Source organism: Rhodanobacter sp. UC4448_H15, from assembly GCF_052978265.1.
Genome location: NZ_CM129665.1, coordinates 600684 through 614549 on the forward strand (window position 1 = coordinate 600684; position 13866 = coordinate 614549).

Genomic DNA, 13866 nt, shown 5'->3' on the forward strand with positions numbered 1-13866 from the left:
GGGCGCTTCGCTCAGTCGTTGCGCGGGATGCTCACGTGCACGCGCAGGCCGTGGCCGAACGGCGAATCGAGCAGCTCGATGCTGGCGCCGTGCAGCTCGGCGGCGCGCTGCACGATCGACAGGCCGAGACCGTAGCCTTCGCCGCGGCTGCTCGATTCGCGGTGGAAGCGGGCGAACACGGCGGCGCGCCGTTCGGGCGGGATGCCGGGGCCATCGTCGGCCACGTCGATGGTGGTGGTGACCACGCCCTGCGCAATCGACAACTGCACCTGGCCGCCGGCCGGCACGTGGCGCATGGCGTTCTCGATCAGGTTGCGCAGCAGCGCGGCCAGCGCGGCCTCGTGGCCTTGCACCTGCAGCGGGTGGTCGTCGTGGCTGAAGCCCAGCTCGGCGCCGCTTTCGGCGATCACCGGAGCCAGCTCCTCGATCACGTCGCTGGCCACGCGCACCAGGTCGACCGGCTGGCGCTGCTCCAGCGCGGTGCCGGATTCCAGCCGCGCCAGCGCCAGCAACTGCTCGACGCGCCGCGCCAGCGCGGCCACGTTGTGGCGCGCGCCGGCCAGGCTGGCCTCCGCTTCGGCGGGATCGCGGGTGGCCATTGCGCTCTCGATGTTGAGCATGATCGAGGCCAGCGGCGTGCGCAGCTCGTGCGCCACGTCGGCGCTGAAGCGATGCTCGCGCTCCAGTGCATCGGCGAGGCGCTGCAGTTGCCCGTTCAACGCGTCGAGCACGGGCTGCAGTTCCAGCGGCGCCCGCTCCAGCACGATCGCCTCGCGGCTGCCCAGCTTGCGCGAGGCCAGTGCGCCGGTCAGCGACTGCAGCGGGCGCAGGCCGCGCCGCACCGCCCAGCCGACCAGCAGGCCGAGCAGCGGCAGGCCGATCAGCAGCGGCAGGGCATGGTCGAACCACAGCGCGCGCAGGATGTCGTGGCGGCTGTCGTAGCGCTCGCCGGTGCGGATCACCAGGCCATCGCGCGGGTCGGACAGGGTGAACAGGCGCCAGCGGTAGCCGTCGGCGCGGATGTCGCGGTATTCGCCGTCGCCGGCTTGCGGCGCGGGCAGCGCGGCGAGGTTGGTGGTGGCCATCACCAGGCGGCCGGCGCGGTCGAATACCTGGAAGCCGACCTCGGACTCGAACGTGTGGCCGCGCCGGCGCATGGCCTGCACCGCGGGCGCCTCGATCGGTACCAACTGGCCATGCTGGCCGTGGCCGCGCAACACGTCGGGGCCTTCCTGGCCGAGGATCACCTGCAGCGTGCGGGCCGACTGCGCCAGCCGGCCGTCGGACAATTCGTTCATCTCCTGCATGATGCGCCGGAAGCTGAGCACCGCCAGCGGCAGCAGCACCGCCAGCATCACGCCGATGATCAGCCAGCGCAGCCGGCCGCGCAGGCTGGGCTGGCTCATTCGGGCTCCCGCGGGATCATGTAGCCGAAGCCGCGCACGGTGCGCACGGTGTCGTAGCCGAGTTTCTTGCGCAGCATATGCACCAGCACCTCCAGCGCGTTGTCGCCGACCACGGTGTCCAGACCATACAGCGAGTTCACCAGGCTTTCGCGGCGCACCAGCTTGCCGGCGCGTTCCAGCAGGATCTGCAGCAGAGCGAACTCGCGCCGGGTCAGTTCGATCGCCTCACCGCGACAGGTCACCTGCGAGGTGCCCAGGTCCAGCGCCAGCGCGCCGACCTCGATGCGGTTGACCGCCAGGCCCTGCGCGCGCCGGTTCAGCGAGCGGATGCGCGCGCACAGCTCGTCGAGGTGGAACGGCTTGATCAGATAATCGTCGGCGCCGGCATCGAGTCCGTGCACGCGCGCCTGCAGGCCGTCGCGCGCGGTCATCACGATCACCGGCGTGGTGACGTGGCTGCGGCGCGCCTCGACCAGCACGTCGAGGCCGTCCTTGCCGGGCAGGCCGAGGTCGAGCAGCACCAGGTCGGCGGTTTCGTCGCGCAGCGCGATGAGCGCCTCGCGGCCGTCGCGCAGCCAGCTCACCGTATAGGCGAGGCGTTCCAGCGCGCGCTGGATGGCGGCGCCGAGCTGGGCGTCGTCCTCGACCAGGATGATGTGCACGAACAGGCTCCGGTGTGGCGGCGGCCCGGCGGATTATCCGTGTGCCGGCTTAAGAAGTGCTTATGGCGCAGTCGACACGTCAAGAGCCGGTGGCTGCGCGGTCCGCGCGGAGGCGCTCGACCGGGTGCCGCCGGCAATCAGTCGGGCCCGGCCGGGCGCAACAGCTCGTCCAGCGGCTGCGCCTTGCCGAACAGCCAGCCCTGGGCAAACGCCACGCCGTGCTGACGCAGGAACTCGGCCTGGGCGTGGGTCTCCACCCCTTCGCTGATCAGCGTGAGCTTGAGCGAGCGCGCCATCGCGATGATGTGCAGCACCACTTCGCTGGTGACCGACCCGGTGCCGATGGCGTCGACGAAGATCTTGTCGATCTTCAGGCAATCGGCGCGCAGCTGGGTCAATTGCGACAGGCCGGAAAAGCCGGTGCCGAAGTCGTCGATCGCCACCCGGATGCCCAGCGCATGGATGCGCGCGATCGTGCGGTTGGCGCTGGCCGGGTCGACGAAGGAGCTCTCGGTCACCTCCACCACGATGTTGTGCACGCCGATGCCGGGCGTGGTCAGCAGGCGCTGCAGGTGCTCGACGACTGCGCCGGATAGCAGGTCGCTCGGCGCCAGGTTGACGCTGATGTAGCAGCCCGGATATCGGCTGAAGAAGCGTGGCCCGTCGATGGCGACGCGGGCGAGCACGTATTCGGTGAAGCGGGCGGTCAGTCCGCAGTCGGCCGCGGCCTGCACGAACAGCGCCGGGCGCATGCCGATCTGCTTGTTGGCGGGCCAGCGCAAGAGTGCCTCGGCCCCGGCTATCGTGTTGGAGCCCAGCTCGACGATCGGCTGGTAGTACAGCACGAACTCCTGCCGGTTCAGCGCCGCCCGCAGCAACGCGGGCAGCGACGCACGCTGGCGCGCGAACATGACGATCGCGCCGACCAACGCCGCGCCCAGTGCCAGCCCGACGGGAAGCAGCAACAGGGCGAGCTCGCGCAGGCGGGAGCTCAGGTAGGCACGCGGAATCGCCGCGTAGGCGCCCACGTCGAAGCGTTCCGATCCCTGGATCGCCACCAGGTAGCCGCCGTCGTAGAAGATCGCGCGGGCCGCCTTGCCGTGCTGCTCCAGCCATGCCGGGTCGAAGTGGCCGTCACGGGCCCAGACCTTGCCGGCGCTGCGCCCGAACACGCCCTGCGCAAGGCCCGGCACGGAAGGCGTTTCGACCAGCAGGTTGTCCGGGTGAACCGCGGTGGCGTAATGGTCGCCGCTGAGCACCACGAACGGACGGCTGCCGTCGATGGAAACCCCGAAGTGCACCCGCGTGCCCTTCGGGCTCACGTACGCCGGTGGCCCCATCTGCAGGCCGTCGGCCTGCGGGCCGATGGCCGAGCAGGTGATGCGATCGCCGGAGACGTAGCCGGCCGCCTGCACGTAGTCGTAATCCAGCAGAATCCGGCGCAACTGCGCGCGTTTGGCCTCGGAGCACGTGCCGGAGGGATTCAACTCGGTCAACCGCTGATAGGCGGCCGCGGACTGTTCGCCCACCGCTTCCGTGCGATGGATGATGGCGCTGGCGATGTTCGATGCCTGGGCGCCGGCTTCCTCCATCGACTGGTGTCGGGCGATCAGCAGTGCCGCCACCAGCGGCAGGGCGATGGCCACGGTGCACAGCGTCAGCGCGATGGTGGTGGCAAACCGCCTTGGCATCGTTTCCCCTTGCCGCGCCCGTGTCGGGACGGCTCGTCGGAGCCTCGATGATGCACCAACGCTGCCGGCGTGCCTATCCGCTCATGCGCCGGCGGCACGCCTCAGAAGCGCAGGTGGACGAACAACGAGGGACCGTCAAGTTTCATGTCGAGGTTGGCGTGGTAGGCGTGCTTGCGCTGGTGCAGCACCACGCGGCTGTAGCCGTATTCGGCGCCGAAGCCAAGGTGTGGCCACGGCAGCCATTCCACGCCCAGCGCGGCGTTCACGATGTGGCCGCTGAGCCGGCCGCCGTTCTTCTTCACCCCGGCGGCGTCGGCATACATGCGCCACTGGTCGTTGAACGCATGGCGCCAGCCGAGCTGCAGCATCGGTGCCCAGGCGCCGTCGCTGGTGCCGGAGGAGACCTGCCCGACCGGCTCGCCGTTGACGCTGGCCTCGCCGCTGATGGCGGCGTGCACGCGGTAGTAGGCGCCGCCCAGGCCCAGCCCGAACACGTCGTTGCCGTGGCCGAACCACCAGCGCCAGGAGGCGCTGCCGAAATCGAAGTTCAACTTGCCGCGCACCGTGGCGGCGGCCTCGTAGTCGTTGCCGGCGTAGCTGATCGAGCGCGCCAGGCTCTGGCTGCGCGAGCGGTTGACGCTGTAGTAGTCGAGCGAGAAACCCTGGCTGTCGCCGACCAGGAAATCCAGTCGCGCGCGCGGCACGCGCTTGCGGTCGTTGAAGCCGAGATCGTTCTCCAGACTGAAGTTGCCGCCGTACCGGCCGCCCGGATCGCTGGCGCCGAGCGTGGTGTCGACGTGCGCGTCGTAGCCGCCCAGCCACAGGCTGACGCGATCGAGTGCAGGTGACTGCTGCGCGCCGGCGAGCCCGCTGCCCAGCGCCAGCGGCAGGAGGGCGGCGAGGCGCAGCGCATGACGGGGCCGACGAAGAGGTGGACAGGTCATCGATCATGTCTCCGGATGGGTGCGAGGCAACGCATGCGCGCGGCCATCCCGGGATTCCACGGGTGATGGTACGAACAGGTGGTGTGCAAGCGCCGTGCAGGGCCGTTGCCGCTTGCGCGCGGCGAACGATAGAATCGGGCGAGGAGTCCGGACGGTTCTGGCCGCCACGCTCCCAGCCCAGAGGTGAGTGCATGCGGGTGATCGCGACGATGGCCTGCCATGCCGCGCGCCTGCATGACAGCTGGTTCGAGGCGGTAGCCGTGCGTGATGCACCCGGGCGCCGGTCCGGTGACGGGCGACACCGACGATCTTTCCATCGAACGCAGTGAGCGATGCCCGACAACCTCATCCCAGGCGCCATCCTCTGCCTGCCTTTCGCGGCGGCGGCGGCGACGTGGCTGATGCGCGAGCGCGGGCACAATAGCGCCGCCTGGCTGATGACCGGCGCCGCGCTGCTCGGCCTGGCACTTTCGTTGTGGCTGGCCCCGGCGATCCTCGCCGGCGAGGTGCTGCGCCAGACCATCCCATGGGCACCGTCGCTGGGTCTGGACCTGGTGCTGCGAGTGGACGGCTTCAGCTGGCTGATGCTGCTGCTGATCTGCGGCATCGGCGCGCTGGTGGGCGTGTACGCGCGCTACTACATGTCGCCGGACGATCCGCTGGCGCGCTTCTTCGCGCTGCTGCTGGCGTTCATGGGTTCGATGCTGGGCATCGTGATGTCCGGCAACGTGATCCAGCTGGTGTTCTTCTGGGAGCTGACCAGCCTGTTCTCGTTCCTGCTGATCGGCTACTGGCACCACGGCGCATCCGCGCGCGATGGCGCGCGGATGGCGCTGATCGTCACCTCCGGCGGCGGCTTCTGCCTGCTCGCCGGCATGCTGCTGCTGGGGCACATCGCGGGCAGCTATGGACTGGACGCGATCCTCGCTGCGGGCGAGGCGGTGCGCGCGCACCCGTGGTACACGCCGACCCTGCTGCTGATCCTGCTCGGCGCGTTCACCAAGAGCGCGCAGTTCCCGTTCCACTTCTGGCTGCCGCAGGCGATGTCTGCGCCCACGCCGGCCTCGGCCTACCTGCATTCGGCGACGATGGTGAAGGCCGGCGTGTTCCTGCTGGTGCGCTTCTGGCCGGTGCTGGGCGGCACCGACCAGTGGTACTGGATCGTCGGGGGCGTGGGCCTGGTCACGTTGATCCTGGGCGCCTACGCGGCGATGTTCGAGCAGGACCTGAAAGGCGTGCTGGCCTATTCGACGATCAGCCACCTGGGCCTGATCACCATGCTGGTGGGGCTGGGCAGCACGCTGGGCGTGGTGGCGGCGATCTTCCACATCGTCAACCACGCCACCTTCAAGTCCTCGCTGTTCATGGCCGCTGGCGCGGTCGACCACGAGGCCGGCACGCGCGACCTGCGCAGGCTCGGCGGCCTGTACCGGGTGATGCCGGTCACCGCCACGCTGGCGCTGGTGGCCGGCGCGGCGATGGCCGGGGTGCCGTTGTTGAACGGTTTCCTCTCCAAGGAGATGTTTTTCGCCGAGACGCTGGCAGTGCGCCAGGGGCCGCTGCTGGACGCGATCTCGGTGGTGATCGCGGTGGCCGCCAGCGCATTCGGCGTGACCTACTCGATCCGCTTCGTGCGCGGCGTGTTCTTCGGCCGCATGCCTGCCGACCTGCCGCGCGAACCGCATGAGCCGCCGCTGTGGATGCGCTTGCCGATCGGCTTCCTCGCGCTGGCCTGCCTGCTGGTGGGCGTGCTGCCGGGGCGGGTGATCGGACCCACCTTGCACGCGGCGGCCGGCGCGGTGCTCGGCGCGGAGATGCCGGCGTACAGCCTGGCGGTGTGGCACGGCCTGACCACGCCGCTGCTGATGAGCGTATTCGCCTTCGCCGCCGGCTGCCTGCTGTTCGCCAGCCTGCGCCGTCGCTTCGATGCCATCGAGACGGCGCCGCTGACCAGCCGCTTCAGCGGCAAGCGGCTGTTCGAGCGTGCGCTGGCGCTGTTCGCGGCGGACTGGCCGCAGCGCATCGAGCGGCTCTATCCGAGCCGGCGGCTGCAGTCGCAGTTGCTGTGGATCGTGCTGCTCGCCCTGCTGGCCGGCGGACTGGCGGCAACCACGGCACCGCTGGATTTTCGCCCGCACTGGTCCAGCATCGATCCGGCGTTCGCGCTGCTGTGGCTGCTCGGCGCGGCCTGCGCGATCGGCGCGGCAACCCAGGCCAAGTTCCATCGCCTCGCCGCGCTGGTGCTCACCGGCGGCGCGGGGCTGGTGTCGTGCGTGAGCTTCGTGTGGCTGTCCGCGCCTGACCTGGCGGCGACCCAGCTGCTGGTGGAGGTGGTCACCACGATCCTGATCCTGCTCGGCCTGCGCTGGCTGCCCAAGCGCATTGCCGGGTTCACGCCCGAGGGGCGGCGCCAGCGCTTCCGTCGCCGCCGCGACATCGTGATCGCGCTGGCGGTGGGCGTCGGCGTGGCCAGCCTGGCCTACGCCGCGATGATGCATCCGGTGGCCGATTCGATCTCGCGCTTCTTCCTCGAACAGGCGTACACCGAGGGCGGCGGCCACAACGTGGTCAACGTGATCCTGGTCGACTTCCGCGGCTTCGACACGCTGGGCGAGATCAGCGTGCTGGCGATCGTGGCGCTGACCGTGTTCGCCTTGCTGCGCCGTTTCCGCCCGGCCGCCGAAAGCATCCACGTACCGGAGCAACAGCGCCAGCAGACGGCGCTGGAGGCGGATGAACCCGGGCGCGCGGCGGACCATTCGCTGACCGACTACCTGATGATCCCCGGCCTGATCATCCAGTTGATGGCGCCGGTGATCCTGCTGTTCGGGCTGCACCTGTTCCTGCGCGGGCACGACCTGCCGGGCGGCGGCTTCGTCGCCGGGATCACCGTGGCGGTGGCGCTGATCCTGCTGTACATGGCGCGCGGCGCGCGCTGGGTGGAGTCGCGCCTGCGCGTGCTGCCGCTGCGCTGGATCGGCGCCGGGCTGCTGCTGGCCTTGTTCACGGGCTTAGGCTCGCTGGTATTTGGACGTCCATTCCTGACCAGTCATTTTCAGTACCTGGCGCTGCCGCTGTTCGGCCGCGTGCCGCTGGCGACGGCGCTGCTGTTCGACCTTGGCGTGTTCGCCACGGTGGTGGGCGCGACCATCCTGATGCTGATCGCGCTGGCGCACCAGTCGCTGCGGCGTCCGCGCCAGGTGTCGGCCGCCGCCGCGGAAGGGGAGGGCTGATGGAACTGGTGCTGGCCGCCGCGATCGGGATTCTCGCTGCCTCCGGCGTGTGGCTGCTGCTGCGTCCGCGGAGCTTCCAGGTGATCATCGGGCTGACCCTGATCTCCTATGCCGTGAACCTCTTCATCTTCTCCATCGGCGGCCTGCGCACCGGCGCCGATCCGGTGCTGCACGAGGTGGCCGGCAACGTCGCGCAGTACACCGACCCGCTGCCGCAGGCGCTGGTGCTCACCGCGATCGTGATCGGTTTCGCCACCACCGCGCTGTTCCTGGTGGTGCTGCTGACCTCGCGCGGGCTGACCGGCAACGATCACGTCGACGGCGAGGACGGCACGCCGTGAGCCAGCACCTGGTCGTCGCGCCGATCCTGCTGCCGCTGCTCATTGCCGCGCTGCAGCTGCTGGTGGGCGAGAAGCGCCGGCGCACGGCGCTGGCGCTGAGCATCGCCTCGTGCGTGGCGCTGGTGCTGCTGGCCGCCGCGCTGCTGCTGGAGGTGTCCGCCGACGGCGCGCTGGCGGCGGTCTACCGCATCGGCGACTGGCCGGCGCGCTTCGGCATCGTGCTGGTGGCGGACCGGCTTTCCGCGCTGATGGTGCTGCTCACCAGCGTGCTGGCGCTGGGGTTGCTGCCGTATGCGCTGGGTCGCTGGCAGCATCGCGGCGGCCATTTCCAGCCGCTGCTGCAGTTCCTGCTGATGGGCCTGAACGGCGCCTTCCTCACCGGCGACCTGTTCAATCTTTTCGTGTTCTTCGAAGTGCTGCTGGCGGCGTCCTACGGCCTGGCGCTGCACGGCTCCGGTGCGCGGCGGGTCAGCGCGGGGCTGCATTACATCGCGGTCAACCTGACTGCCTCGATGCTGTTCCTGCTCGGCGTCAGCCTGATCTTCGGCGTCACCGGCACGCTCAACATGGCGGCGCTGGCTGAGCTGATCCCGCACGTGCCGGAGCGCACCCGCGCGCTGCTGCATGCGGGCGCGGCGCTGCTCGGCGTGGCGTTCCTGATCAAGACCGCGATGTGGCCGCTCGGCTTCTGGCTGCCGCGCACCTACGCGGCCGCGGCGCCGGCGGTGGCCGCGATGTTCGCGCTGATGACCAAGCTCGGCATCTACGTGCTGCTGCGCCTCGGCCTGCTGCTGTTCGGCGCTGGCGCCGGGCCCGCCTCGGCGCATTTCGGCAGCGCGTGGATGCTGTGGGGCGGCATGGCCACGCTGGTGGCCGGCACCATCGGCATGCTGGGCGCGCGCGACCTCGGCAAGCTGGCCGGCTACAACGTGGTGGTCTCCGCCGGCACCCTGCTCGGCGCGATCGGCCTGCAGCAGAGCGCGGTGACCGCCGGCGCGCTGGCCTACCTGGTGATCTCCACCCTGGCGATCGCCGCGTTCTTCCTGATTGCCGGCCTGCTCGCCTCCGACGGCGACGACGACACCGACGACACGCTGAGCCTGGAACCGTACGAGCAGCCCGGCGAAACCCCCGCGAACGAAAGCCTGTACGCGCAGGAGGACGAGAGCCGCGTGGTGATCCCGGCGCCGATCGCGATGCTGGGCCTGAGCTTCTCGGCCTGCGCGGTGCTGCTGGCGGGGCTGCCGCCGCTGTCCGGTTTCCTGGCCAAGTTCGCCCTGCTGGCGCCGATGCTCGATGACGCCGGGCGCGGCGCGCAGCTGCTGTTCGCGCTGGTCGTGGCGGCCGGTTTCTGCACCGTGACCGCGCTGTGCCGCGCCGGCATCCAGATCTTCTGGGTCGAGCCGGAGCGGATCTTTCCGAAGGTGCGCCTCACCGAGAGCGTCTCCGTCGCGCTGCTGCTGGGGCTGTGCCTGCTGCTGACGGTCTGGCCCGAGCGGCCGCTGCACTATTTGCGCGACACCGCCGCGCAGCTGCATGCGCCGGGCAACTACATCCACGCCGTGCTGCCGGGCGCCGAGGTCGCACCATGATCCGCCGCTGGCTGCCGCATCCGCTGCTGTCCGCGCTGCTGGCGCTGATCTGGCTGATCTTCAACCAGAGCGTGTCGCCCGGCACCGTGCTGCTCGGCATCGTGCTCGGCATCGTGCTGGGCCGGATGCTCGACCTGCTGGACCCGCCCAAGGCGCGGCTGCGCAACTATCCGTTGCTGCTGCGCCTGTTCGTGCGCGTGGTGCTGGACATCGTGCGCTCCAACCTCGCGGTGGCGCGCATCGTGCTGTTCAACAAGCGCCCGTTGCACTCGGGTTTCGTGGCGATCCCGCTGGAGTTGACCGACCATTACGGCCTGGCCGTGCTGTCGTGCATCATCACCTCCACCCCCGGCACGATCTGGGTCAGCTACGACTCCGACGCCAACATCCTGCTGATCCACGTGCTGGACCTGGTCGACGAGGCCGGCTGGATCGACTCGATCAAGCAGCGCTACGAACGCCCTCTGCTGGAGGTTTTCCAATGAGCCACGAACTGCTCGACGTGTCGATCCGCGCGGCGCAGATCCTGCTGCTGCTGGCGATGGCCTTCTCGCTGATCCGCATGGTGCGCGGCCCGCGCGCGCAGGACCGCGTGGTGGCGCTGGACGCCCTGTACGTCAACGCGATGATCCTGCTGCTGACCATCGGCATCCGCAGCGGCAGCATGCTCTACGTCGAGGCCGGCCTGATCATCGCCCTGCTCGGCTTCGCCAGCACGGTGGCGCTGTCGAAATTCCTGATGCGCGGGCAGGTGATCGAATGAGCCATCTCGACGCCCTGCCGCCATGGGCAGCCATCATCGTCGCCGTGCTGATGCTGCTCGGCGCGCTGTTCGCCTTCGTCGGCTCGCTCGGCCTGCTGCGCCTGAAGAACTTCTACCAGCGCGTGCACGCACCCACGCTGGGCACCACGCTGGGCACGTTCTTCATGCTGGCCGCCTCGATCACCTGCTTCTCGGTGCTGCACGGCCGGCCGATCTTCAATGAAGTGCTGATCGGCGTGTTCCTCACCCTGACCACCCCGATCACCCTGATGCTGCTGGTGCGCGCCGCGCTGTACCGCGACCGCGAGGAAGGTTCGCAGGACGTGCCGCAGCCGACGCGAGAGGACTGACCGCGCGCGAGCCGCAACGCGGCGTGGCCGATGCGAACGTGCCGGCCCCGCGATCCGATGCCGCGGCGAACCGCTTGCAGCATCCGCTCGAACACCACCTGTCGTTTGGCCTCGTCACGCGCGATCCTGCGTGTGACGAGGCACGCCATGGTCATGCATGCAATCGTTTTTCGAGATCGGGCACCGGAACGAACACGAAGGCCTTTCCTTCGCGGGATTGGCGCAGGAACCCTTCGGCCACCAGGGCAAGCAGGTCGGCCCTGGCGGTCTGGTATGACGTGCCGTGGCTTCTACGGTGCATTTCGATGGTGAAGACCTTTCCCGGGTTCTTGAGGGCGTTCAGAAGGAGCGCTCTTTGCCTGTGGTTGATCCGGTGAGCCAACGGGCTGCCGGGTTTGAGCAGCGCCGCGGCGGCTGCCTGCTCATTCTGTTTTCGGGTGATGTAGCGATGAACGCCGTCGATGGCTTCGAGAATGGCGGTCAGCTGGTGAGCCACGAAATAGGTGGTGTCTCCCTCATCAGTCTCCGTGTACAGGTATGACCGCATGTATTGGGCGGGCGCCCGTTTCAGGATGCTCGATATCGACAGATACTCCGCCATCCAGAAACCCGATCTCAGCAGCGACCAGTAGAACAACGTCCTGGCGGTCCGGCCATTTCCGTCGACGAACGGATGGTCGTAGCCGATCTGGAAGTGGATCAGGATCGCCCTGACCACCGGATGCACGAAGTGCTCGCCGTCGTCCGACTGGTTGGCGAAGTCGCAAAGGGACTGCAGGCGCTGCTCGAGCTCCCGTGCCGGTGGAGGCACGTGGAGAACGCGACCGGTCTCGTCCTCGATGACGATGTCTTCCGAGGGCAACCGGAACCTTCCCGCGCATCCCTCGTCCTCGAGCGTTCCGTCGGTCAGTTTGCGGTGGATCTCGAAAACCGCCGCAGGGGTCAGCGGCCGCTGCCTCCATGCTTTCAGTTCGCGCATGGCCAGGTAGTTGTTGTAGATCATGCGTTCGCCGTAATCACGCGGCTCCCGCCCACTGCGAAGCATGTCTTTTGCGACTTGGGTGGTCGTGGCAGCTCCCTCAAGCTGCGACGAAGTCATCGCTTCTTCCATCAGGGATCGAACGAGGTAATGTTCGCGGGTGACTTCTGATTGAGATGCCTCCTGGCCACGAAGCGCGCCAGCGGCATCACGGCCAATCAGGAACAGGTTTCGCTGGATGCTGTCACTCAGAACGACGGTGAATGGGTTGCCCGCCTTGTCCTTCAACGGCATTTCCTGGCGCAACCCGCGGCGCGCCATCTTGATTCCCAGCCACCATTCTTCAGGCGTCAGGTTCTCGGGTGGCGTGAGATGGCGCAGCTGATCCCAGTGCTCGTATCGTCCCTTGACCTCGGGGCCAAGCTTGGCGAGAAGTATCTTGCGGACGTCGGAACGCTCGAACAGGTCGCCGAGCGCCGGGGGTGGCATGGGGAGTTTCATGGGGCACCTGTCAATTTGCTACTAATTGATAGCGTAATTAGTAGCAAATTGACAGTGCCATGCGCCGGCTTCGCGACGGGCCGCCCGTACGCCATGAACCCGGAGCGGGCGGTACCTCCTCCACCCGCAATATGTACGAGCCCACGCTTGTGGTGTGCAGACCCGATAGCCGACGAGGGTGGTGGTGATCAGCCTGCTTGGGCGGCGGCTGCCATCGGGGCCGGGCACCTGGGCGCCGAAGGCCGGCTGGCCTTTGGTGTGCGTGACACCAGTTCGAACTGCCGGCCCGCGCTGTACCGCGACCGCGAGGAAGGCTCGCTGGAGGTGCCGCAGCCGACGCGAGAGGGCTGAACGCGGCAGGGCCGATGCGAAGCTGGCCCTGCCGCGAACCGGCGCGGCGATTACAGCGTGCGCTCGAACTCCTTCACCTGGCGCTGCGCCTCGTCGCGGGCGATGCCGTAACGCTCCTGCACCTTGCCCACCAGGTATTCGGTGTTGCCCTCGGCACGGGTCAGGTCGTCGTCGGTCAGGTCGCCCCACTTGGCCTTGATCTTGCCGGTGAGCTGTTTCCAGTTGCCTTGGATGCGGTCGTTGTTCATGTGTGTCGACTCCGTGTTGGGGACTCGCGGCGGGGGCTTCCGGGGGAAACCCTCCCGCGCCACCCACTCTCCGGAATCCGTGTGAGCGGCGGGTCGTCAGTTCGTGTAGAGGGGGCGGGGGCGTTCATGATGGGCAGGTCGCGGGTGCGCCTGCCGCGCCGGATCAGCGTTTGCCGAATGCGCTGTCGGCATCGTCCTCGAGCGCGGCGATCACGGCGGCGGTGTCCTGGTCCAGCACCGGCGCGGCAAACGGCGCCGGTCCCGGCGTGCGGCCGAAGCGGATCGACTGGGCGACGCCGCGGTAACGGCCCACCAGCGGGTGCTCGAAGGTGTCGATGATGCCCTGCGATTGCACTTGGGGGTGGTCGAACATGTCCTCGATCCGGCGCGCGGCGGCGCACGGTACCTCGTCGCCGAACAGGTCCTCCCATTCCAGCGCGCTGCGCGCGGCGAGCGCCGCGTGCTCCGGCCGTGCACCGGGCACGAACAGCTTGCTACGCATCGGCTTGCCCGCCTGTCGCCATCCTCGTCATGAGCGGCAGTGTGCGGCATGGCACGACGGCAATCGAGCCGATGCGCCATGTTCAAAAGATAGTTTTTCTATCGAACCGGCGGCGGTGGCGCAGCAGCGAGGCGCTGTAGATGCGGCGGGTTTCCCGATGCGCTGACGCTCGGTGCGCGCCTGCCCGGGCGGGGTGCCGAATGTCGTGAAATGGGCCCACCAGGACTCGAACCTGGAACCAAGGGATTATGAGTCCCCTGCTCTAACCATTGAGCTATAGGCCCGCGAGCGTGGGAGTTTACC

At 68.7% G+C, this 13866-nt stretch carries 13 protein-coding genes and 1 tRNA gene; 6 read left to right on the top strand and 8 right to left on the bottom strand.

What is annotated here, in order from left to right:
- Window positions 1-11: 11 nt before the first annotated feature.
- From ACVCMI_RS02545 to ACVCMI_RS02560, 4 genes are all read right to left on the bottom strand, one after another.
- Complete coding sequence (locus tag ACVCMI_RS02545; RefSeq protein ID WP_447097555.1) at window positions 12-1406, bottom strand: sensor histidine kinase; 1395 nt, start codon at window positions 1404-1406, stop codon at window positions 12-14.
- Window positions 1403-2068: a response regulator gene (locus ACVCMI_RS02550; protein ID WP_395120949.1), complete on the bottom strand. Its 666-nt coding sequence runs from the start codon at window positions 2066-2068 to the stop codon at window positions 1403-1405. Before ACVCMI_RS02550 ends, ACVCMI_RS02545 begins: the two co-directional genes overlap by 4 nt.
- Before the next feature lie 137 nt (window positions 2069-2205).
- The gene (locus ACVCMI_RS02555; protein ID WP_395120950.1) at window positions 2206-3759 is read right to left on the bottom strand and encodes an EAL domain-containing protein; all 1554 of its coding nucleotides are present in this window, start codon (window positions 3757-3759) and stop codon (window positions 2206-2208) included.
- Window positions 3760-3860: 101 nt separating this feature from the next.
- Window positions 3861-4703, bottom strand: a complete 843-nt coding sequence (locus ACVCMI_RS02560) for a hypothetical protein (RefSeq protein WP_447097554.1) — start codon at window positions 4701-4703, stop codon at window positions 3861-3863.
- Window positions 4704-5035: 332 nt separating this feature from the next.
- Here ACVCMI_RS02560 and ACVCMI_RS02565 point away from each other — a divergent pair, with 332 nt between their 5' ends.
- Genes ACVCMI_RS02565 through mnhG form a run of 6 tightly spaced genes read left to right on the top strand, consistent with a single transcriptional unit; the run spans window position 5036 to window position 10982 of the window.
- Window positions 5036-7936, top strand: coding sequence for a monovalent cation/H+ antiporter subunit A (locus tag ACVCMI_RS02565; protein WP_447097553.1), 2901 nt, complete (start codon window positions 5036-5038; stop codon window positions 7934-7936).
- Window positions 7936-8277 carry a Na+/H+ antiporter subunit C gene (locus ACVCMI_RS02570; RefSeq protein WP_395120953.1) on the top strand — a complete coding sequence of 114 codons (342 nt, stop codon included), beginning with the start codon at window positions 7936-7938 and terminating at the stop codon, window positions 8275-8277. Before ACVCMI_RS02565 ends, ACVCMI_RS02570 begins: the two co-directional genes overlap by 1 nt.
- The gene (locus ACVCMI_RS02575) at window positions 8274-9869 is read left to right on the top strand and encodes a monovalent cation/H+ antiporter subunit D (protein WP_447097552.1); all 1596 of its coding nucleotides are present in this window, start codon (window positions 8274-8276) and stop codon (window positions 9867-9869) included. The genes ACVCMI_RS02570 and ACVCMI_RS02575 overlap by 4 nt, the downstream gene beginning before the upstream one ends.
- Window positions 9866-10354: a Na+/H+ antiporter subunit E gene (locus tag ACVCMI_RS02580; RefSeq protein WP_395120955.1), complete on the top strand. Its 489-nt coding sequence runs from the start codon at window positions 9866-9868 to the stop codon at window positions 10352-10354. The genes ACVCMI_RS02575 and ACVCMI_RS02580 overlap by 4 nt, the downstream gene beginning before the upstream one ends.
- Complete coding sequence (locus ACVCMI_RS02585) at window positions 10351-10632, top strand: K+/H+ antiporter subunit F (protein WP_395120956.1); 282 nt, start codon at window positions 10351-10353, stop codon at window positions 10630-10632. The genes ACVCMI_RS02580 and ACVCMI_RS02585 overlap by 4 nt, the downstream gene beginning before the upstream one ends.
- The gene (gene mnhG / locus ACVCMI_RS02590; RefSeq protein WP_447097551.1) at window positions 10629-10982 is read left to right on the top strand and encodes a monovalent cation/H(+) antiporter subunit G; all 354 of its coding nucleotides are present in this window, start codon (window positions 10629-10631) and stop codon (window positions 10980-10982) included. The genes ACVCMI_RS02585 and mnhG overlap by 4 nt, the downstream gene beginning before the upstream one ends.
- A gap of 151 nt (window positions 10983-11133) precedes the next feature.
- Here the strand turns inward: mnhG and ACVCMI_RS02595 are convergent, their stop codons facing one another.
- The 4 genes from ACVCMI_RS02595 to ACVCMI_RS02610 form a co-directional block, all read right to left on the bottom strand.
- On the bottom strand, window positions 11134-12462 hold the full coding sequence (locus ACVCMI_RS02595) for a Fic family protein (RefSeq protein WP_447097550.1): 1329 nt from the start codon (window positions 12460-12462) through the stop codon (window positions 11134-11136).
- 401 nt (window positions 12463-12863) lie between these two features.
- Window positions 12864-13061, bottom strand: coding sequence for a CsbD family protein (locus ACVCMI_RS02600; protein ID WP_395120959.1), 198 nt, complete (start codon window positions 13059-13061; stop codon window positions 12864-12866).
- A 163-nt stretch (window positions 13062-13224) separates the two neighbouring features.
- Complete coding sequence (locus tag ACVCMI_RS02605) at window positions 13225-13563, bottom strand: CoA transferase (RefSeq protein ID WP_447097549.1); 339 nt, start codon at window positions 13561-13563, stop codon at window positions 13225-13227.
- Between the two features lie 211 nt (window positions 13564-13774).
- Window positions 13775-13847, bottom strand: a tRNA-Ile gene (locus ACVCMI_RS02610).
- Window positions 13848-13866: the final 19 nt, after the last annotated feature.